The 20,663-nt window shown below is 72.8% G+C and carries 20 protein-coding genes; 6 read left to right on the forward strand and 14 right to left on the reverse strand.

The genetic code is table 11. The features are described 5' to 3' along the window. Nucleotides 1-74 precede the first annotated feature (74 nt). Complete coding sequence (locus IO40_RS0104570) at nt 75-755, forward strand: lysophospholipid acyltransferase family protein (protein WP_016467772.1); 681 nt, start codon at nt 75-77, stop codon at nt 753-755. An 82-nt stretch (nt 756-837) separates the two neighbouring features. Here the strand turns inward: IO40_RS0104570 and IO40_RS0104575 are convergent, their stop codons facing one another. The 7 genes from IO40_RS0104575 to IO40_RS0104605 form a co-directional block, all read right to left on the reverse strand. Then, nucleotides 838-2,406 (reverse strand): MFS transporter, encoded by a 1,569-nt coding sequence (locus tag IO40_RS0104575; RefSeq protein ID WP_016467773.1) that lies wholly within the window; start codon nt 2,404-2,406, stop codon nt 838-840. Next, complete coding sequence (locus tag IO40_RS0104580) at nt 2,403-2,954, reverse strand: TetR/AcrR family transcriptional regulator (protein WP_030407880.1); 552 nt, start codon at nt 2,952-2,954, stop codon at nt 2,403-2,405. The genes IO40_RS0104575 and IO40_RS0104580 overlap by 4 nt, the downstream gene beginning before the upstream one ends. 144 nt (nt 2,955-3,098) lie before the next feature. Next, complete coding sequence (locus IO40_RS0104585) at nt 3,099-4,172, reverse strand: alpha/beta fold hydrolase (RefSeq protein ID WP_031174907.1); 1,074 nt, start codon at nt 4,170-4,172, stop codon at nt 3,099-3,101. 109 nt (nt 4,173-4,281) lie between these two features. Further along, entirely contained in the window at nt 4,282-5,253 is a 972-nt protein-coding gene (locus IO40_RS0104590; protein WP_016467776.1) for an aldo/keto reductase, read from the reverse strand. Between the two features lie 139 nt (nt 5,254-5,392). Further along, nucleotides 5,393-6,829, reverse strand: a complete 1,437-nt coding sequence (gene argH / locus IO40_RS0104595) for an argininosuccinate lyase (RefSeq protein WP_030407878.1) — start codon at nt 6,827-6,829, stop codon at nt 5,393-5,395. 154 nt (nt 6,830-6,983) lie between these two features. Further along, nucleotides 6,984-8,180 carry an argininosuccinate synthase gene (locus IO40_RS0104600; RefSeq protein ID WP_016467778.1) on the reverse strand — a complete coding sequence of 399 codons (1,197 nt, stop codon included), beginning with the start codon at nt 8,178-8,180 and terminating at the stop codon, nt 6,984-6,986. Between the two features lie 101 nt (nt 8,181-8,281). Further along, entirely contained in the window at nt 8,282-8,659 is a 378-nt protein-coding gene (locus tag IO40_RS0104605; protein WP_031174908.1) for a DUF488 domain-containing protein, read from the reverse strand. A 216-nt stretch (nt 8,660-8,875) separates the two neighbouring features. On the opposite strand from IO40_RS0104605, the gene IO40_RS0104610 reads away from it, so the two are divergent. After that, on the forward strand, nt 8,876-9,859 hold the full coding sequence (locus IO40_RS0104610; protein ID WP_394298474.1) for a bile acid:sodium symporter family protein: 984 nt from the start codon (nt 8,876-8,878) through the stop codon (nt 9,857-9,859). Between the two features lie 242 nt (nt 9,860-10,101). Here the strand turns inward: IO40_RS0104610 and IO40_RS0104615 are convergent, their stop codons facing one another. From IO40_RS0104615 to IO40_RS0104640, 6 genes are all read right to left on the reverse strand, one after another. Next, the gene (locus IO40_RS0104615; protein ID WP_016467781.1) at nt 10,102-10,629 is read right to left on the reverse strand and encodes an arginine repressor; all 528 of its coding nucleotides are present in this window, start codon (nt 10,627-10,629) and stop codon (nt 10,102-10,104) included. 43 nt (nt 10,630-10,672) lie between these two features. Beyond that, nucleotides 10,673-11,884 carry an acetylornithine transaminase gene (locus tag IO40_RS0104620; RefSeq protein ID WP_016467782.1) on the reverse strand — a complete coding sequence of 404 codons (1,212 nt, stop codon included), beginning with the start codon at nt 11,882-11,884 and terminating at the stop codon, nt 10,673-10,675. Next, the gene (argB, locus tag IO40_RS0104625) at nt 11,881-12,825 is read right to left on the reverse strand and encodes an acetylglutamate kinase (RefSeq protein WP_030407874.1); all 945 of its coding nucleotides are present in this window, start codon (nt 12,823-12,825) and stop codon (nt 11,881-11,883) included. Before argB ends, IO40_RS0104620 begins: the two co-directional genes overlap by 4 nt. Continuing rightward, the gene (gene argJ, locus IO40_RS0104630; RefSeq protein ID WP_031174910.1) at nt 12,822-13,994 is read right to left on the reverse strand and encodes a bifunctional glutamate N-acetyltransferase/amino-acid acetyltransferase ArgJ; all 1,173 of its coding nucleotides are present in this window, start codon (nt 13,992-13,994) and stop codon (nt 12,822-12,824) included. The genes argB and argJ overlap by 4 nt, the downstream gene beginning before the upstream one ends. Then, entirely contained in the window at nt 13,991-15,019 is a 1,029-nt protein-coding gene (gene argC, locus IO40_RS0104635; RefSeq protein WP_031174911.1) for an N-acetyl-gamma-glutamyl-phosphate reductase, read from the reverse strand. Before argC ends, argJ begins: the two co-directional genes overlap by 4 nt. Before the next feature lie 122 nt (nt 15,020-15,141). Continuing rightward, a complete protein-coding gene (locus IO40_RS0104640) occupies nt 15,142-16,080 on the reverse strand; it encodes an alpha/beta hydrolase (RefSeq protein WP_031174912.1) in 939 nt (312 codons plus the stop codon). A 99-nt stretch (nt 16,081-16,179) separates the two neighbouring features. Here IO40_RS0104640 and IO40_RS0104645 point away from each other — a divergent pair, with 99 nt between their 5' ends. Next, on the forward strand, nt 16,180-16,878 hold the full coding sequence (locus IO40_RS0104645) for a TetR/AcrR family transcriptional regulator (RefSeq protein ID WP_016467787.1): 699 nt from the start codon (nt 16,180-16,182) through the stop codon (nt 16,876-16,878). A 53-nt stretch (nt 16,879-16,931) separates the two neighbouring features. Here IO40_RS0104645 and IO40_RS0104650 read toward each other — a convergent pair whose 3' ends face one another. Then, nucleotides 16,932-17,744: a class I SAM-dependent methyltransferase gene (locus tag IO40_RS0104650; RefSeq protein ID WP_016467788.1), complete on the reverse strand. Its 813-nt coding sequence runs from the start codon at nt 17,742-17,744 to the stop codon at nt 16,932-16,934. A 74-nt stretch (nt 17,745-17,818) separates the two neighbouring features. Between IO40_RS0104650 and IO40_RS0104655 the strand changes: the two genes are divergently transcribed. The 3 genes from IO40_RS0104655 to IO40_RS0104665 all read left to right on the forward strand — a co-directional run bounded on the left by IO40_RS0104655 (nt 17,819) and on the right by IO40_RS0104665 (nt 20,618). Continuing rightward, nucleotides 17,819-18,463, forward strand: a complete 645-nt coding sequence (locus tag IO40_RS0104655; protein ID WP_016467789.1) for a TetR/AcrR family transcriptional regulator — start codon at nt 17,819-17,821, stop codon at nt 18,461-18,463. 173 nt (nt 18,464-18,636) lie between these two features. Beyond that, nucleotides 18,637-19,395 carry a class I SAM-dependent DNA methyltransferase gene (locus IO40_RS0104660; RefSeq protein ID WP_041968501.1) on the forward strand — a complete coding sequence of 253 codons (759 nt, stop codon included), beginning with the start codon at nt 18,637-18,639 and terminating at the stop codon, nt 19,393-19,395. Between the two features lie 236 nt (nt 19,396-19,631). Then, a complete protein-coding gene (locus IO40_RS0104665) occupies nt 19,632-20,618 on the forward strand; it encodes an aldo/keto reductase (protein WP_016467791.1) in 987 nt (328 codons plus the stop codon). Nucleotides 20,619-20,663: the final 45 nt, after the last annotated feature.

Below are 20,663 nucleotides of genomic sequence, written 5' to 3' on the forward strand. Positions count from 1 at the left end.
GCGAGTATCGTCCTCATCTGCGCGTCCGTGCGCACATCAGGCGCACGGCCATAACCGACTAGGCGGAGGGTCCGTTGTCCCGTTTCCGGCTGATCAAGGCAGTGCTCGGCCCGCTTCTTCGCGTGCTGTTCCGGCCGAAGGTCGAAGGGGCCGACCGTATCCCCGGCTCCGGTCCGGTGATCCTGGCGGGCAACCATCTGACGTTCATCGACTCGATGATCCTGCCGCTGGTCACCACCCGCCAGGTGTTCTTCATCGGCAAGGACGAGTACGTCACGGGCAAGTCCTTCAAGGGCCGCCTGATGGCGTGGTTCTTCACCGGCGTCGGCATGATCCCGGTGGACCGGGACGGCGGACGCGGCGGGGTGGCGGCCCTGATGACCGGCCGCCGGGTGCTGGAGGAGGGCAACCTCTTCGCGATCTACCCGGAGGGCACCCGCTCCCCCGACGGCCGCCTCTACCGGGGCCGTACCGGCATCGCGCGGCTGGCGCTGATGACGGGGGCCCCGGTGGTGCCGTTCGCCATGATCGGCACCGACGCCGTGCAGCCGGGCGGCAAGGGGCTGCCGAAGATCGGCGGCGGACGCCGGATCACCGTCCGCTTCGGTGAGCCGCTCGACTTCTCCCGCTACGAGGGCATGGACCGCGACCGGTACGTGCTGCGCGCGGTGACCGACGAGGTCATGAGCGAGGTCATGGAGCTGTCGGGCCAGGAGTACGTGGACATCTACGCCACCAAGGCGAAGGCCGCCTGACCCGGACTTCTCACCCCAGGCACCCCTCCCCACCCCCGCACACCACCGGCGCCGCCGGGCACCACCGCCCCGGCGGCGCCGCTCAGTGCGCGTCCTCGGCCGGGGTCTCGCCCAGCGTCTGTCCGCGCAGCAGCCGCCAGGCCAGTACGGCCGCCGCCAGCAGGATGACGGCCCCCGCCCCGGCGCCGTACCGCAGCCCCTCGGTGAAGCTGTCGCGTGCGGTCTCCAGCAGGGTGTGCCCCTCCGGGCCGGCCAGTCCGCGTGCCGTCTCCACGGCCTCGCCCAGGGAGTGGCGGGCGTGCTCGGCGGCGCTCTCGGGCACCCCGTCCGGGGTGGCGAAGGAGCGGTAGACGCCGGTGACGACGGAGCCGAGCAGGGCGATGCCGAGCGCGGCGCCCAGTTCGTAGGCGGTCTCGGAGACGGCCGAGGCGGCGCCCGCCTGTTCCTTGGGGACGGTGGAGAGGATGACGTCGGCGGTCACGGTGAACGCCAGTCCGGCGCCGACGCCGACGACCAGCAGCACCCCGCCCAGCAGCAGATAGCCGGAGTGGGCCTGGAGCCACAGGCAGGCGCCCAGTGCCAGTCCGACGGCCGTCAGTCCGCCCGAGACGGCGCCGCGCACGGAGGTGCGGCGGGCCACCGAGCCTGCCAGGAGCCCGGCGACGACGGACCCGATGGCGGCGGGCAGTTCGGCCACGCCGGCCTGGAGGGGGGTGCGGCCCTGGACCATCTGGAAGAACTGGGACAGGAAGAAGACCAGTCCGGAGAGGCCGAGAATGGTCAGCAGGTCGGCGAGGACCGCTCCGGTGAAGCCGCGGTGGGTGAACAGCCGCATGTCCAGCAGCGGGGTGGGCAGCCGCAACTGGCGGCGGACGAACGCCCACAGCCCGGCCACGCCGACCACGGCGGTCACCGCCACGTCCCACCGGATGCCGTAGGCCGCCGCCTCCTTGACGGCGTAGACGAGCGCGATGATGCCCACCATGGACAGGCCGACGCTCGGCAGGTCCCACGGCCCCGGGGAGGGGTTGCGGGACTCGGGCAGCAGTTTGCTGCCGACCGCCACGAGCACGGCCATCACCGGCAGGTTGATCAGGAAGACCGAACCCCACCAGTAGTGCTCCAGCAGGAAACCGCCGACGACGGGGCCGACGGCGGTGCCCGCCGCCGTCATGGCGCCCCAGATGCCGACGGCGAAGCTGCGTTCCTTGGGGTCGGGGAAGATGTTGCGGATCAGCGCCAGGGTGGAGGGCATCAAGGTGGCGCCCGCGACACCCATCAGCGCCCGCCACACGATCATGGCCTCGGCGCTGTGCGCGTAGGCGGTCAGCACGGACAGCGCGCCGAACGCCACCGATCCGGTGAGCAGCAGCTTCTTGCGGCCGATACGGTCACCGAGGCTGCCCATGGACACCAGCAGACCGGCGATGACGAACGAGTAGACGTCGCCGATCCACAGCAGTTGGGTGCTGGAGGGGCGCAGGTCCTCGCTGAGGAACGGCGCCGCCAGGCCGAGGACGGTGACGTCGATGCCGACCAGCAGCACGGCCAGCACCAGCACCGCGAGCGCCACCCAGCGCAGCCGGGAGGGGTCGTCCGGATGCCGGGTGCGGCGGGATCCGGTGCCGGGTCCTGTGGTTTCGCTGCTCATCTCTCACTGCTCCGTCGTGCGCCGCCGAGCAACAGCTCGACGGTCATCCGTACCGCGTCGCGGGCCGCGACCCGGCCGTCCTGGACCGCCCAGGCCGACGCGGTGATCAGCGCGTAGAGCGCTTCGGTCAGCCAGGCGGGGGTCAGATCGATGCGGAAGGTGCCTTCGTGCTGGCCGCGCCGGAACAGGGCGCTGATCCGCTCGTCGATCCTGGTCCAGCCCGGGTGCTGTTCCCCGGGCTCGAAGAGCTGGTTCTCGGTGACGAGGAAGCCGAGGAACCCGGCGAGGGGTTCGGCCTCGGCGATGACGCGCCGGAGTGCTTCGTCGGCGTTCCCCTCGTCGGGGCGGGCGGCGTCGAGGGCCGCCTCCAGACGGCTGAGGCCCAGCTGTTCGAGCGCGCGTATGAGTGCGTCGCGCCCGGCGAAGTGCCGGTGCAAGGTGGCGCGGCTGATGCCGGCGGCCTTGGCGATGTCGTCCATGGAGGAGGTCGGCCGGCGCGTCAGTACGTCCGCCGCCGTGGCCAGCAGCGCGTCACGATTCACACTCATGCGACGAGGTTACGTCAATTGAGACATGAGTGTCGCAACAGAGACAGGAAAACAGCCGAGACGGAAAAGCAGCCGGGGCAGGAAAGCGCCCCGCCGCGCGGGGCGGCGGGGCGCTCGGCCTGCGGAGTCGGCCGGAGGGCCGGCTCAGCGCCAGGCGCAGCTGCCCGGCGTGGCGCCCTTCTCCAGTGCGCGTTCGGCCTTCTCGTGCGGCAGCACCCGCGTCGTGCGGCCGGTGCACACGGCCGTCCGGTCGGCGTAGCCCGCCATGTCCAGCAGGATCTGGTCCCAGTGCCGGTACTGCACGTCGTGGCCGCTGTCGTCGTAGCTGCGCACGGTCGGCGCGGCGGCGAACGCCTTCTTCCAGCGGGCCTGGGTGGCCGGCGGCACGGTGGTGTCCTTCGTCCCGGTGTAGACGAAGACGGGGGCCCGGAAATCCGACAGGTCGGGGCCGGGACGCTCGCAGTACAGCTTCTCTTCGTGGACCTGCGCCGAGGGGTCGCCCTTCTGGCCGCGCAGGTAGTACGAGCGCCCGCCGTCCTCCTCGGCCGTGTCGGTGAAGCCGGGGATCTTGTGCATCGGGCTGTCCGCGGGGAAGCCCCACCAGCTGCGCGGGTCGCGGATCTGCTCGCCGAAGTACTCCCTCAGCTCCGCGTCGCTCTTGCCGCAGTAGTCCGCCTTCTCGCCGTACGGCGGCAGGGCCGCGGCCAGATGGAGGGAGGAGATCCGCTCGGGCGTGTCGGCGGCGAAGTGCGCGGCGTAGGGGCCGCCGCCGGAGATGGCGACGACGGCGGCCTTGCGGATGCCGAGTTCGTCCAGGACCGCCCGCACGTCCGCGGTGTAGTCGTCGAACCCGAGCTTCGCGTCGTACTCGGTGTCGCCGAAGCCGTTGCGCTCCACCGATATCAGCCGCAGGCCCAGCTTCTGACGGGTGGTGCGCAGGAATTCCGTCATTCCGGAGGCGCGCGCGGTGGTGCCGGTGCCGCCCATGAAGACGACGGGTGTGGCGTCCTTCTCGCCGGTGTCGCTGTAGTGCACGGTGCGGCCGGCGTGCTCGGTGCTGTGCATCGGCGGGCCGAGCGGATCGAAGGTGTTCTGCACGACGGGCCGCGGCTTCTTCTCCGCCTCGGCCTGCGAGGCCCCGGCGGTGAATCCGATACCGCCGGCGACCGCGGCCACGAAGAGGGTGAACGCCACGGCGACTGTCGATGCCTTTTTCATTTTTTGGTCTCCCAGGTGGTCAACGTGCCAGGACCACCTGCCCCGGAACCGATGTGTCATGCACGCGTTTGCGCGCGGCGGCACCGGGCGCCCCCGCCGGCCGGTGCCGTCACTGCCAGGGCAGCTCCGCGCGCCGCCGCCAGTACACCTCGGGCTCCTCCGCCAGCTGGTCCAGGGCGGCGAGCCGGTCCTCGTCCAGCTCCACGGCCGTGGCCAGCAGATTGGAGTGCAGCGCCCCCACCGTCGCCGCCCCCGAGAGGACGACCCCCGCCCACGGCCGGCGCAGCACCGCCGCGAGGGCGACCGCGTCCGGCGTGGTGCCCGCGGCCTGGGCCGCCATGTGCAGATCGCGCGGCTCCTGACCGCCCGCCAGCCGGCCGTTGGCCATCGCCTCCTTGACGATGACCGTCAGCCCCGCCTCGTGCGCCTCGGCCAGTGCGTCGGCCGCCGAGGGCTCCAGCAGGTTGTAGGTGCTCTGGACGGTACGGAAGAGCGGCCGGCCCGCGACGGTGATGCCCAGGGCGGCCCGGATGGTGTCGGCCTGCGCGGGACCGCTGGTGCTGAACCCGGCGGTGACCCCCTCCTCGGCGAGCTGGGCCAGCCGCTCGTGCAGCGCGCTGTCGGTCAGCGCCGGGCTGTCCGGGGTCAGCGAGTGGATCTGGTACAGGTCCAGCCGGTCGCCGAGCAGTTCGCGGGACTCGGCGAGCTGACGGGTGAACGCCGCCGCCGAATGGTCCTTGACCTCGTGCACCTCGGCGTCCATGCGCCACTCGCCCACGTAGGTGTAGCCCCACTTGCTGCCGACGGTCACATCGTCGGCCTCCGGGTGCTCACGCAGCCACTCCGCGAGGAACTCCTCCGCCCGTCCGTAGGAGCGTGCCGCATCGAAGTACCGCACGCCCTGCGCGTACGCGGCGTCGAGGAGTTCGTGCGTGCGGGCGCGCATCGCCTCCGGGGTGCGCTGCACCGGCAGTTCGGCCTCCCGGCCCAGCGTCAGATAGGCGGGACGGCCGACAGCGGCGAGCCCGAGGCCGAGGTGGGCCGTCGGGGTGGTGGCGGTGGCGAGACGGTCGAAAGGCATGGCATCTCCCGGCCGGGTGCGTTACGGGGGTGACGGCTCGATGTGCCGCACCACCGTACCGGCAGCATGCCGCAGGGCCCCGCACCGGCCTGCGGTGCGGGGCCCCGGGTGTCGGTCCGCCCTCCGGCGGGCGGGCGGCTCAGCGCTTGGCGCCGGCCCACTCCCGCTGCCGCTCCAGATCGGTGCGGAAGGCGGCGAGCTGGGCGGCGACGGCCGAGGGCGCGGTGCCGCCCTTGCCGTCGCGGGCCGCCAGGGCGCCGGGCACGTTCAGCACCTCGCGGACCTCGGGCGTCAGATGCGGGGAGATCGCGGCGAACTGCTCGTCCGTCAGCTCGTCCAGTTCGATGCCGGCGCGCTCGCACTCCTTGACGCAGGCGCCCGCCACCTCGTGCGCCACCCGGAACGGGACACCCCGCTTGACCAGCCATTCGGCCACGTCGGTGGCCAGCGAGAAGCCCGCCGGGGCCAGTGCGGCCATCCGGTCCCCGTGCACGGTGAGGGTGGCCATCATGCCGGTGAAGGCGGGCAGCAGCAGCTCCAGTTGGTCGATGGAGTCGAAGACCGGCTCCTTGTCCTCCTGGAGGTCGCGGTTGTAGGCCAGCGGCAGGGCCTTGAGGGTGGCCAGCAGGCCCGTCAGATTCCCGATCAGCCGCCCGGACTTGCCGCGGGCCAGCTCCGCGATGTCCGGGTTCTTCTTCTGCGGCATGATCGAGGAACCGGTCGAGAAGGCGTCGTGCAGGGTGACGAAGGAGAACTCCTTCGTGTTCCAGATGATGACCTCTTCGGCGATCTTCGAGATGTCCACGCCGATCATCGCGGTGACGAAGGCGAACTCGGCCACGAAGTCGCGCGAGGCCGTCCCGTCGATGGAGTTGGCGGCGCTGCCGCCCTCGAAGCCGAGGTCGGCGGCGACGGCTTCCGGGTCAAGCCCCAGGGAGGAGCCGGCGAGCGCCCCCGACCCGTACGGTGAGACGGCCGTGCGCGCGTCCCACTGGCGCAGCCGCTCCGCGTCCCGGGCCAGGGCCTGGGCGTGGGCCAGCACATGGTGGGCGAAGAGCACCGGCTGGGCGTGCTGGAGGTGTGTGCGGCCCGGCATCGCCACGTCGGGGTGCGCCTCGGCCAGGCCCACCAGCGCCTCCTGGAGATCGGCGAGGAGACCGCCGATGACCCGGGCGTGGTCGCGCAGATACATCCGGAAGAGCGTCGCCACCTGGTCGTTGCGGGAGCGCCCGGCGCGCAGTTTGCCGCCCAGGTCCTTGCCGAGGCGCTCCAGCAGGCCGCGTTCCAGCGCGGTGTGGACGTCCTCGTCGGCGATGGTGCCCTGGAAGGCGCCGGAGGCCACGTCCCGCTCCAGCGCGTCCAGACCGGCGAGCATCTGGTGCAGCTCGTCCTCGGTGAGCAGGCCCGCCTTGTGCAGGACCCGGGCGTGGGCGCGGGAGCCCGCGATGTCGTACGGCGCCAGGCGCCAGTCGAAGTGGACCGATGCGGAGAGCTTTTCGAGGGCTTCGGCCGGGCCGTCCGCGAAACGGCCGCCCCAGAGGCGGATGTCGCCCTTGTCGCTGGTGTCGCTGCTCACTGGTTGGGTGCCTGTTCGTGTGGTGGTGGAAAGAGCCGCTGCCCCTGCCCGGGTGCCGGTGAGGGCTCCGCCCCGGCCCGCCCGGCGGGAGGCCGGACGGGAGTGCTCGGGTGCGGAGCCCTCACGGGAAGGGACCGGGAAGGGACCGGGAAGGTTACGCCTGCTGGTCGCGCTTCGCAGCGATCTTGGAGGAGAGACCGAAGATCTCGATGAACCCCTTCGACATCGACTGGTCGAAGGTGTCGCCCGTGTCGTACGTGGCCAGGTTGAAGTCGTACAGCGACTGCTCCGAGCGCCGGCCGGTCACCACGGCGCGCCCGCCGTGCAGGGTCATCCGGACGTCGCCGGAGACGTGCTGGTTGGCCTCGGTGATGAACCCGTCCAGGGCGCGCTTGAGCGGGGAGAACCACATGCCGTCGTACACCAGCTCGGTCCACCGCTGCTCGACCTGCCGCTTGTAGCGGGCCAGCTCGCGCTCGACGGTGACGTTCTCCAGCTCCTGGTGCGCGGTGATCAGCGCGATGGCACCGGGGGCCTCGTAGACCTCGCGGGACTTGATGCCGACCAGCCGGTCCTCGACCATGTCGATCCGGCCGATGCCCTGGGCGCCGGCCCGCTCGTTGAGCTGCTGGATGGCCTGGAGGACGGTGACGGGCTTGCCGTCGATGGCGACGGGGACGCCGGCCTCGAAGGTGATGACGACCTCGTCGGCCTCCCGGGGGGTGGCCGGGTTGGAGGTGTACTCGTACACGTCCTCGATCGGGGCGTTCCAGATGTCCTCCAGGAAGCCCGTCTCCACGGCGCGGCCGAAGACGTTCTGGTCGATGGAGTAGGGCGACTTCTTGGTGGTCGCGATCGGGAGGCCCTTCTCCTCGCAGAAGGCGATGGCCTTGTCCCGCGTCATCGCGTAGTCACGGACGGGCGCGATGCACTTGAGGTCGGGGGCCAGCGAGGAGATGCCCGCCTCGAACCGCACCTGGTCGTTGCCCTTGCCGGTGCAGCCGTGGGCGACCGTGTCGGCGCCGTGCTTCTCGGCGGCGGCCACCAGGTGCTTGACGATGGTGGGGCGGGACAGCGCGGAGACCAGCGGGTAGCGGTCCATGTAGAGGGCGTTGGCCTTGATCGCCGGGAGGCAGTACTCCTCGGCGAACTCGTTCTTGGCGTCGGCGACCTCCGCCTCGACAGCACCGCAGGCCAGCGCGCGCTTGCGGATCACGTCCAGGTCCTCGCCGCCCTGGCCGACATCGACGGCGACGGCGACGACCTCGGCACCGGTCTCTTCGGCGATCCAGCCGATGCAGACTGAGGTGTCCAGACCGCCGGAGTAGGCGAGTACGACGCGCTCGGTCACTGGCTTCTCCTTACGTGCATGCGCTGACTGGTATAAGTATGCACTCCCTCGTATGTTTCGTCAACGCACGCCCGACCAGCGCGGACACCCCGGAAACGGCCTCAGATCCGGTTGCCGAGCTCCTCCTCCAGCACCCGGGTGTGGGCGAGCGCCAGATCCTTGTTGGCGGTCAGCAGGGTGAGGGTGCCGGACCCGGAAGCGGTGCGCAGCAGCCGGTCCAGCCCCCGCTCGCCCTCCTCGGTGGCCAGCTCGGCGCGGTACCGCTCCGCGAACTCGTCGAAGAGCTCCGGATCGTGCCGGTACCACTTGCGCAGCTCCGTGCTGGGGGCGACGTCCTTGTTCCAGTCGTCGAGTGCCGCCCGCTCCTTCGACTCGCCACGCGGCCACACCCGGTCCACCAGGACCCGCGCCCCGTCGTCCGGCCGGGGCTCCTCGTAGACGCGGCGGACCTGGACCTTCAGCTTCTTCTTCGCAGCCATGCCGCCAGCGTGCGGGCCGGGCCCCCCACCACGCATGGTGACAGTGTTCACATCGCCGGGCGCGCCGCCCGCGCCCCGTGCGGGCCGGCCCGCACACAGACGCCGCGCGCCGCATGCGAGAGCGCCCCCGGACACGCCCCGGCGCAGCGCCCATCAGGCCGATCACATCGCGAGACGCCCTTGCGCGGCGGCTCCGTCCGGGCGTTTTCTTCCCCGGTGCGAACCGAACAGCAGAACGCCCCGGACTCCCCGGACGTGCCCGACCCGTCCGGCACCGCCGCCGAGCAGCGCGGCGCGCGCCGGGCGGTGACCGTCTTCCCCGTCCTCGTCCTCCTCGCCGGTGCCGTCGGCCTGCTGGCGCCGGGCACCTTCAAGGGCGGCGGCGAGGCGGTGCCCTACCTCCTCGGGATCGTCATGTTCTGCATGGGCGTGACCATGACCCCGCAGGACTTCAAGGGCGTGGCCAAACGCCCCTGGGCGGTCGGCCTGGGGCTGGTCGCCCACTATGTGTTCATGCCTGGCCTGGGCTGGCTGATCGCGCACGCCCTCGACCTGTCGCCGCAGCTCGCCGCCGGGGTCATCCTGGTGGGCTGCGCGCCCAGCGGCACCGCGTCCAACGTCGTCACCTATCTGGCACGCGGCGACGTGGCCCTGTCGGTGTCCGTGGCCACCGTCTCCACGGTGCTCGCGCCGCTGGTGACGCCGCCGCTGACGCTGCTGCTCGCGGGCGAGTACCTGCCCGTGGACGCCGGCTCGATGGTGACCGACATCCTCAAGACGGTGCTGCTGCCGGTGTTCGCCGGGCTGGTGGTGCGGCTGCTGGCCGGACGGCTGGTGACGCGCGCCCTGCCGGTGCTGCCGTGGCTGTCCGCGCTGACGATCGCGGTGATCGTCGCCGTCGTGGTGGCCGGCAGCGCGGAGGCCATCAAGTCGGCCGCGGCCATGGTGATGCTGGCGGTCGTCCTGCACAACGGACTCGGCCTCGCCCTCGGGTACGGCGCCGGGCGGGTGGCCCGCCTCGGCGAACCCGCGAGCCGGGCGATGGCCTTCGAGGTCGGCATGCAGAACTCCGGGCTCGCCGCCTCCTTGGCCACCGCACACTTCAGCCCGCTGGCAGCGCTGCCGGCCGCGGTCTTCTCCGTCTGGCACAACGTCTCCGGCGCCCTGGCCGCGGCCTGGCTCTCCCGCCGCAACCGCTGACCGCGCCGCGGAGGACCACATACATCCCCTGCTGCTCCGGGACAGGCCCCGGCGGCCGGCGAGGGGATGCCCACGGAGATGCCCTGTGGTGGCACGCGGGGCCACGTGCCGGACCGGAGGGCGCAGGTGTGGTGGGCCCGGAGCCGTACGCGTACCGGCCCGCACGGCGACGGCGCCGCTCGCCCCGTGACGGGGGCCGAGCGGCGCCGTGTCGTTTGTGCTCCGCGCCGTGCCGGCGCCCCTCAGCGCTCCTTCTGGGCCAGGGCCAGCAGGTGGTCGGCCAGCGCCTGCCCGCCGTCCGGGGCCCGGCTGATGAGCAGCAGCGTGTCGTCGCCCGCGATGGTGCCGATGATCTCGTGCACCCCGGCCTGGTCGATGGCCGAGGCGAAGAACTGGGCGGCGCCCGGCGGGGTGCGCAGCACCACCAGGTTCGCGGACGCCTCCGCGCTGATCAGCAGTTCCCCGGCGAGCCGGGCCATCCGCGCCTCGCTTGCCGACTCGCCCAGCGGGGCCCGGGGGGTGGGGTCCCCGCCCTCGGCGGGCACCGCGTAGATCAGCTCTCCCCCGGTGTTGCGGATCTTGACGGCGCCCAGTTCGTCGAGGTCACGGGAGAGGGTCGCCTGGGTGACCGTGAGCCCGTCGTCGGCCAGCAGCTTGGCGAGCTGGCTCTGGGACCGCACCGGCTGCCGGTTGAGGATGTCGACGATCCGGCGGTGACGGGCCATCCGCGTCTGCGGGACGGCCTGTCCCCCCTGGTACTCCTCGGTCATCGTGCGCGTACCCCTCTTCATCTGTTCATCATCGTCTTCCGGCTCAGCGCTCCCGGTCGGCGTCGGCACCCGCGGCTGCCGCGTCCAGTACGGCGGGCAGGGCCCGCACGAGAGCGTCGGCCTCCGTCTCGCGGAGGATCAGCGGTGGAGCGAGCCGGACGACGTCCGCGGCGACGGCGTTCACCAGGAAGCCCGCTTCCTGGGCGGCCTGCTGCACACGGGCTGCGACCGGCTCGGTCAGCACGATACCCAGCAGCAGCCCGGCACCGCGGACCTGAGCGACCGCCGGGTGCGCCAGCTGCGCGATCCCGTCCCGCAGACGGGTGCCGACGCTCTTGACGTGGTCGAGGAGGCCGTCGGCCGCGATGGTCTCCACCACGGCGAGCCCGGCGGCGCAGGCGACCGGATTGCCGCCGAACGTGGAGCCGTGCTGGCCGGGCTCCAGCAGCCCGGCGGCGTCACCGAAGGCGAGGGTGGCGCCCAGGGGCAGTCCGCCGCCGAGGCCCTTGGCGAGGGTGAGGACGTCCGGCTCGACGCCCTCCGCCTGGCAGGCGAACCAGTGGCCCGTGCGGCCGATGCCGGTCTGGATCTCGTCCAGTACCAGCAGGGTGCCGGTGGCGGCGGTGATCTGGCGGGCGGCGGCCAGATAGCCGGGGGGCGGCACGACGACGCCGTTCTCACCCTGCACGGGCTCGATGATGACGAACGCCGTACGGTCGGTGACGGCCGCGCGGAGCGCCTCCACATCGCCGTACGGCACATGGGTCACCTCGCCCGGCAGCGGGCGGAAGGGGTCCTGCTTGCCCGGCTGTCCGGTCAGTGCGAGGGCTCCCATGGTGCGGCCGTGGAATCCGCCCTGCGTGGCGACCATGTGGGTGCGTCCGGTGCGCCGGCCGATCTTGAACGCCGCTTCGACGGCCTCGGCGCCGGAGTTGCAGAAGAACACCTTGCCGGGGCGGCCGGCGATCTCCAGCAGCTTCTCGGCGAGCGCGACGGGCGGCTCGGCCACGAACAGGTTGGAGACGTGCCCGAGGGTGGCGATCTGGTCGGAGACCGCCCGCACCACGGCGGGGTGCGCGGTGCCGAGCGCGTTGACGGCGATGCCGCCGACGAAGTCGGTGTACTGGTTGCCCTCCGCGTCCCACAGCTGGGTGCCCTCGCCGTGCGTGAGCGGCAGCCGGGGGGTGCCGTAGTTGTTCATCAGCGCGCCCTCCCACCGGCCGGTGAGCGCGGAGTTGTCGTGGACGATGGTCATGCGGGGCCCTCCGCGTTCCGTTGGTCGGGCACGGCGTCCGGCACGACCATCGTGCCGATGCCCTCGTCGGTGAAGATCTCCAGCAGGATGGCGTGCGGTACGCGCCCGTCCAGCACGCGGGCGGTGTGCACCCCGTTGCGGACGGCGTACAGGCAGCCCTCCATCTTGGGCACCATGCCGCTGGCCAGTTCGGGCAGCAGCTTCTCCAGCTCGGTGGCCGTCAGCTCGCTGATGACGTCATCGCTGTGCGGCCAGTCCGCGTACAGGCCCTCCACATCCGTGAGGACGATCAGCGTCTCGGCGTCCAGTGCCGCGGCCAGCGCGGCGGCGGCCGTGTCGGCGTTGACGTTGTAGACCTCGCCGGGGCCGGTGCCGTCGGCGCTGCGCGCGATGGACGAGACGACGGGGATGCGGCCGTCGTCCAGCAGCGCCTCGATCGCGCCGGTGTCCACGGCGCTGACGGCGCCGACCTGTCCCAGGTCGATCTGCTGCCCGTCCACCTCGGCCAGGTGCTTGGTCGCCGCCATGATGTGCGCGTCCTCGCCGGTCATGCCGACGGCGAGCGGGCCGTGCTGGTTGAGCAGGTTGACCAGCTCGCGCTGCACCTGCCCGGCCAGCACCATGCGGACGACGTCCATCGTCTCGGGCGTGGTGACCCGCAGCCCGGCACGGAACTCCGACTCCAGGCCGAGCCGGTCGAGCTGTCTGCTGATCTGCGGGCCGCCGCCGTGCACCACCACGGGGCGCAGGCCCGCGTGGCGGAGGAAGACGACGTCCTGGGCGAAGGCCGCCTTCAGCTCCTCGTCCACCATCGCGTTCCCGCCGAACTTGATGACGACGGTCCTGCCGTGGTGCCGGGTCAGCCAGGGCAGCGCCTCGACGAGGATCTGTGCCTTGGGCAGCGCGGTGTGTTTGCGGGTGCTCGACTTCGGGGCGCTCATGACGAGTACGCGCTGTTCTCGTGGACGTAGTCGGCCGTCAGGTCGTTGGTCCAGATGACGGCCGACGCGGAACCGGCGTGCAGGTCCGCGGTGACCCGCACCTCGCGGAAGCGCATGTCCACCTTGTCGCGGTCCTCGCCGACGGCGCCGCCCCGGCACACCTGGACACCGTTGATGGCCACGTCCAGCTCGTCGGGGTCGAAGGCGGCGTCGGTGGTGCCGATCGCGGCCAGCACCCGGCCCCAGTTGGGATCCTCGCCGTGCACCGCGCACTTGAAGAGGTTGTTGCGGGCGATGGTGCGGCCCACGCCGACGGCCTCCTCCTCGCTGGCCGCACCCACCACCTCGATGCGGATGTCCTTGGAGGCGCCCTCCGCGTCGTGGATGAGCTGCTGACCCAGGTCGTCGCAGACCGCGCGGACCGCGTCGGCGAACTCCGCGGCCTCGGGGCGGACCCCGCTGGCGCCGGACGCCATCAGCAGCACCATGTCGTTGGTGGACATGGCACCGTCGGAGTCGATCCGGTCGAAGGTGACGCGGGTGGCACCGCGCAGCGCCGCGTCCAGCTCCTGCGCCGGGACGTCGGCGTCCGTGGTGATGACGACGAGCATGGTGGCCAGGCCCGGCGCCAGCATGCCCGCGCCCTTGGCCATACCGCCGACCGTCCAGCCCGCCGGATGGGAGACGACCGCCGTCTTGTGCACGGTGTCGGTGGTCTTGATGGCGAGGGCGGCCTTCTCGCCGCCGTGCTCGGAAAGCGCCGCCGCGGCCTTCTCCACGCCGGGCAGCAGCTTGTCCATGGGCAGCCGCGTCCCGATCAGCCCGGTGGAGGCGACGGCGATCTCCGCGGCGCTGTGCTCGGTGCCGGTCGCGGCGGACAGCGCCTCGGCGGCCTTCTCCGCGGTGGCGTGCGCGTCCTGGAAGCCGGGCGCGCCCGTGCAGGCGTTGGCGCCGCCGGAGTTCAGGACCACAGCCGAGAGCTGCCCGTTCTTGAGGACCTGCTGGGACCAGAGCACCGGCGCCGCCTTGACGCGGTTGGCGGTGAACACCGCGGCTGCGGCCTGGCGCGGTCCCGTGTTGACGACGAGCGCGAGGTCGGGGGCCCCGCTCTCCTTGATCCCGGCGGCGATCCCCGCCGCCGTGAACCCGCTGGCCGCTGTCACGCTCATGGTGCGACTCCGATCGTGGAAAGTCCCAGCCCCTCGTCCATCCCGAGGGCGATGTTCATGCTCTGGATGGCACCGCCGGCGGTGCCCTTGGTGAGGTTGTCGACGGCGCCGACGACGATGAGGCGGTCCGCGTCCGCGTCGTGGGCCACCTGGAGGTGCACCGCGTTCGACCCCTGCACCGAGGCGGTGGCCGGCCACTGGCCCTCCGGCAGCAGGGTGACGAACGGCTCGTCCTGGTACGCCTTCTCGTAGCAGGCCCGCAGCTGCTCGGCCGTGGTGCCGGGCGCGGCCTTGGCGCTGCACGTGGCCAGGATGCCGCGGGACATGGGGGCCAGCGTCGGGGTGAAGGAGACGCTGACCCGCCGTCCGGCCGCCGCGGAGAGGTTCTGCACCATCTCGGGCGTGTGCCGGTGGACCCCGCCGACGCCGTAGGGGCTCATGGAGCCCATGACCTCGCTGCCCAGCAGATGCGGCTTGAGGGCCTTGCCGGCGCCGGAGGTGCCCGTCGCCGCGACGATCAGGGCCTCCGGTTCGGCGAGGCCGGCGGCGTACGCGGGGACGAGGGCGAGGGAGACGGCGGTGGGGAAGCAGCCGGGGACCGCGACGCGCTTGCTGCCGCGCAGTGCCGCGCGGGCCCCGGGCAGCTCGGGCAGTCCGTAGGGCCAGGTGCCGGCGTGCGGGGTGCCGTAGAAGCGCTCCCAGTCGGCGGCGTCGGACAGCCGGAAGTCGGCGCCGCAGTCGATCACCAGGACGCCGTCGCCGAGCTGCTCGGCGACGGCTGCGGACTGGCCGTGCGGGAGGGCGAGGAACACCACGTCGTGGCCGCGCAGCACGTCCGCGCTCGTCTCCTCCAGGACGCGGTCGGCGAACGGCACGAGGTGCGGCTGGAGCGCGCCGAACCGCTGCCCGGCGTTGCTGTTGCCGGTCAGCGCCCCGACCTCGACCTCGGGGTGCCCGGCGAGCAGCCGCAGGAGTTCACCCCCCGCGTACCCGCTCGCTCCCGCCACCGCTGTGCGCACTGTCATGGGACTCCTCCTCCTCGGAGGCATGACTATACGCAGCGCAGCAGTTTTATGCAATGAATCGTGTGATCAACTGCGCACCCACGGCACCCGCCCGCGCGAGACCCCGCCGGCCCCGCGCGCCGTCAGTCGCGCCGGGCGGCGGCCGGGCCGGGAGCGGAGGTGTCGGCCAGCGCGCGGACCTCGGCCGCGATGCGGTCCCACGCCGGCTCGGGGATCTCGTGCCCGACCCGCGGCAGGAGGACCAGCCGCGCACCCGGCACCCGGCGCGCGATCACCCGCCCCGCAACGGGCTTGATGAGGGGGTCGTCCTCACCGTGCAGCACCAGAGCGGGCCGGGACAGCGCCTCGATCGGCGGGCCGTGCCACTGGGCGCCGATCTGCCGGCTCTGCGCCTGCTGGTCGTGCATCCCGCGATCGGGGTTGCGCCCGGCCGCCTCGCGGGCCGCCGCCTCGTCGAACGGACGGCGCGGCGAGGCCAGCAGCCGGGAGACGGCCACGCCCGCCTCGACCGCGCCCTCGGGGGTGTCGGGGAACCGCAGCCGGGCGAACCGCGCCAGGGTCGAGGTCCGGATGTAGCGCAGCGTGCGCAGGCCGTGGACGTCCCCCGGGACCGCCGCCATGGTGGTGAGCGTACGGACCCGCCGCGGGTGCCGCAGCGCGACCCGTTGCGCGACGGCCCCGCCGAGGGAGACGCCCAGCAGATGCGCCGACTCCCACCCGAGGGCCGCCATCACGGCCACCGCGTCGTCCGCCATGTCCTCGGCCGTGTACGCCTCCCCCCGCCTGCGGAACAGCGCGGCGACCGGGTTGCGGGTGGCCGTCGGCGGCAGATGCGTCGACTCGCCGCCGTCCCGCTGGTCGTACCGGGCCACCGCGAAGCCCCGCCGGGCCAGCAGCCGGCAGAAGCCTTCCGGGATCCAGAGCCGGTTGGCGCCCAGACCCGTGAGCACCAGCAGCGGCTCGCCGTCGGCCCGCTCTTGCAGCCGGTCGTACGCCAGCCGCACGGCACCGTTCTCGGCCCGGCCGACAGGGCTCCACAGCGGTGTGGGCGAGGGGGACACAGGACCTCCCGGTAACTGCGATCACTGTTCGCGGTTTTAGGGTAAGGGCTGCATCCCGCAGCACGGAAGGCGGGCCGCAGACGGAAAGCGGGTGGAGACATGGAGCAGGAGCCGGCAATCGTCTGGACGCGGCCCGAGCGCGGCACCCGCGGCCCCGCCGCCGCGCACAGCCGCACGGAACTGGCCGCCATCGCCGTCGCGCTGGCCGACCGCGGCGGCCTGTCCGCGGTCTCCATGCGTCAGGTCGCCAGGGAACTGGGCACCGGCCAGGCGTCCCTCTACCGCTACATCTCGGGCCGGGACGATCTGCTCGACCTGATGACGGACACGGTGACGGGCGAGGTGGACCTCGACGCCCCCCTCAGCGGCGACCCGGTCACCGACCTGCTGGCCCTCGCCACCCGGACCAGGGCCGTGCACCTGCGCCATCCCTGGCTGCCCGAGATCCCGCCCGAGCCGCTGCGTCTGGGCCCGCGCGGACTCGACTACCTCGAACACGCGCTGCGGGCCATGGCACCGGTGCGGCTGCCGGGCGGGACCAAGACGGAGATCGTCGCCCTGATGAACGCCCTCGTCGCACAGTTCGCGCGCACCGAACTCCAGGGCGGTCGCACGGCCACCGGCCGGCAGGCCGCGCAGGCCGCCTACTTGAGCGAGGCCGCCGCCCGCGGGGACCGTCCGCACCTCGCGGCGGCCCTGCACGGCGAGCCCGCGGCTCCCCCGGCACCCCCGGGAAATCTGTTCGAGCGCGCCATGCACCGGATGCTGACCGGTCTCCTCGCCCCCGGCCTCGGCTGAGCACCCGAGCGCCCTCCCGGACGCATGGCGCGGGAGGGCGCGAGTCCCCGCTCTCAGGCCGTGCCGGTCCGTACAGCGGTGAGCACCACCGCGACGTAGTGCATGGTGAAGCTGCCGCCCGCCGCGTCCACCGCATCGCCGAGACCGGCCAGCAGATCGCGCAGCGTGTCCGGCGGCACCTGGTTGTGCCCGCCGAACGTGGGCACCTGGTCGAGCCAGGCGTCACGGGTGTAGACGCGGTCCCAGCCGAAGCGCCACTGTTCGGGCGCGCCGAAGGCTCCCGTCCGCTCGACCTCCTCGGACGCGGCGCCGCACAGAGGCGCGTAGGCGTCCGGCCCGGTCGCGTTTTTCCACCGCACCGGCGCGTCCGGCACCACCCGGCGGTAGACGGCGGAGAAGGCGTCGGCGATCTCCTGCGGGGCGTGGAAGGCGTTCCAGAAGACCGCGAGCCGCCCTCCGGGGCGCAGCACCCGGGCCGCCTTGGCCGCGCCGGCCTCCGGATCGACCCAGTGCCAGGACTGTCCGGCGACGACGGCGTCGAAGGTGCGGCCGGCGCTGTCCCACTTCTCGAACGTGCCCTCCTCGACGTCGAGTCCGGTGGTCCGGGCGAACTCAGCCATACGCGGGTCGGGTTCGACGCCGAGCACGCGGCAGCCCGCGGCCCGGAACTGCCGGGCGGCGATGCCGGTGCCGCAGCCGACGTCGAGGACGTCGGGGGCGCCGGTGGTGGCGGTGCCGTCGAGGACGGCCGTCACCAGGGCGTCGGGGTAGCCCGGGCGGGTGCGGTCGTAGCGGACGGCGTCGACGCCGAAGGACTCCGCGATCTCGCGGTTGCGGTGAATCCCGTCAGGGGATGGAGTGGGCATGTGCCCACTATGAATGGGCAAGTGCCCACTCGTCAACGGGTAGGGTCCGGCACAGAAACCGAGGAGGGATGCGCGTGCCGACAGGAATGGCCATGCGCGATGCGCGGGAGCAGCTGTTCGCCGCGGCCGAGCGGGTACTGCTGCGGGACGGCGCCAGCGCCCTGACCAGCCGGGCCGTCACCACGGAGGCGGGCTGCGCCAAAGGCGTGCTGCACCGGCATTTCAGCGACTTCGACGCGTTCCTCGCCGAACTGGTCGAGGACCGTATCGCCCGGCTCGGCGCCCGGGGCGCCGCCCTGCACGAGAGCGTCGGCACCGGCACCGTCGCCGGGAACCTGACCCGCGCCCTGACGGACCTGTTCGAGTCGGTGGCCGTGGCCGTCGTCGGACTCGTCACCTCCCGCGACACCCTGCGCGCCAGGCTGCGCCGGACCACCCCCACCGGCGTGCCGCTGCTGACCGAGGCCACGACGATGATCGCCGCCTATCTGGCCGCCGAGCGCACCGCGGGCCGCATCGCCGCGGAAGCCGACGCCGACACCCTCGCCCCCACCCTCGTCGGCGCCGCCCACCTGCTCTTCGCCGACCGCACCGGCACCCCGCCGGCCCCCGAGGACCTGCACCGGGTCGTCACCACGGTCCTCGCCGGCGCCGCTGGGGCCGCAGCCACACCGGAACCGTCCGCCGGGCAGGCGGATCCGGCCGGTGCCGGACGGTGAAGGGCGGGCACCCGAGGCCGGTGGCGGCCCCCGCTTCCGCACCGCGTCCCCAAGGGCCCCGGCCGAGGACCGAATGAGCCCCGGCAGACCCGTCGCCCCCTCCCGGCACCGTGCCCGTCCACGGCGCGAAATCCCGTCGCCGCAGGGTGGAGACGGCCGTGATACTCCGGCCCATGGTTGACTTCTCCGACTTCGACACACGCGGCTACCGCACCGTGGACGTGGCCACCGGATACGGACGGTGGGTCAGCACCTACGAGGAGACCGTCGAGGACGTCATGGACCTCGCGCTGCTGGATGAGCTGACCGAACCGCCCTGGCAGAAGCTCCGCCGGACTGCCGACCTGGGCTGCGGCACCGGCCGGACCGGCGCCTGGCTGCGCGGACGCGGGGTGACCGGCACGCTCGACGGGGTGGACCTGACGCCGCAGATGCTCGCGGTGGCCCGGGAGAAAGGCGTACACGACCGGCTCGTCGAGGGCGACGTCCGCGCCACCGGGCTGGAGAGCGGCGCCTACGACCTGGTGATCTCCTCCCTCATCGACGAGCACCTGCCCGACCTGACGCCGTACTACGCGGAGACCTGGCGGCTGGCGGCCGACGGAGCGCACTGCGTCGTCGTCGCCTTCCATCCGCACTTCATCATGGCCTCCGGCATGCCGACCCACTTCACCGACGCCTCGGGCGAACACATCGCCATCAGCACCCACATCCACCTCTTCAGCGACCATGTGACGGCGGCACTGGCCGCAGCCTGGCGGCTCGTGGAGATGCGTGAGGGCATCGTCGACGCACGCTGGCTGGCCCGTAAACCCAAGTGGGAGAAGTACCGGGGACACCCCGTCTCGGCGGCGCTCGTGTGGCGGAAGGAGACCGGCGCCACGGGCGGAGCGGCGATGAACGGTTGCGTTGGAGCGCGCTCCAACACCTAGCGTCCACGTCCATCAGGCCACCGCGGCACCAGCCGTCCGGCACCGGACCGGACGGCCGGTGCCGGACGGCCGAGACCGAACCAGTCGGCCGACGCCGGACCGGTCGGTCGGAACCGAACCAGTCGGTCCGTGCCGGACCGGCCGTCCGGCACCAAACCGGCCGGCCGCCACCGAACCGGCCGACCGGCCGCCACCGCGCAACCGGCCGAACAGCCGCACCGTACCGAGGAGTCGACATGACCACCCTTCCCACCCGCCGTCTGGGCGCCCTCACCGTCTCCGCCCAGGGCCTCGGCTGCATGGGCATGAGCCACGGCTACGGCTCGTCCGACGACGCCACCTCCCTCGCCACCCTCCACCACGCCCTCGACCTCGGCGTCACCCTGCTGGACACCGCCGACTTCTACGGCGCGGGCCGCAACGAGGAACTGGTCGGCCGCGCCCTCGCCGGCCGGCGCGACCAGGTCGTGCTCGCCACGAAGTTCGGCTTCGCCAACAAGCTGGGCGAGCCCACGGTCGTCCGGGGCGACCCCGCCTACGTGCGCCAGGCGTGCGAGGCCTCACTGCGCCGACTGGGCACCGACCACATCGACCTGTACTACCAGCACCGGGTGGACCCCTCGGTGCCGATCGAGGAGACGGTCGGCGCCATGGCCGAACTCGTCGCCGAGGGCAAGGTCCGCTACCTGGGCCTCTCGGAGGCCGGCGCGGCCACCTTGCGCAGGGCGCACGCGGTGCACCCGATCACCGCCCTCCAGAGCGAATGGTCGCTGTGGTCCCGTGACCTGGAGGACGAGATCGCGCCCGTCTGCCGGGAGTTGGGCATCGGTCTGGTGCCCTTCTCCCCGCTGGGGCGGGGCTTCCTGACGGGGCGCTACACCTCCACGGACACCATGGAGGAGTCCGACGCCCGGCGGAACATGCCCCGGTTCGCCGACGGCAACTTCGAGCGCAACCTGGCCATCGTCCGGCGCCTTACCGAACTCGCCGAGCAGCGCGGGGTGACCGCGGGACAGCTGGCGCTGGCCTGGGTCCAGCACCGGGGCGACGACGTGGTGCCGATCCCCGGAACGCGCCGGCGCCAGTACCTGGAGGAGAACCTGGCTGCGCTCGACCTCAGCCTCACCGACGAGGAGCTGGCCGCCATCGAGGCGGCGGCACCGCGCGAGGGGGTCGCCGGCGAGCGCTACGACGCGGGCGCGCTCGCCTACGTCAACCGCTGACCCCGCCGGCCGGCCCGGACGGTCGCGCTCCACCGCACGACCGGC

This window comes from Streptomyces albus subsp. albus (assembly GCF_000725885.1).
Classification (GTDB): Bacteria; Actinomycetota; Actinomycetes; order Streptomycetales; family Streptomycetaceae; genus Streptomyces; species Streptomyces albus.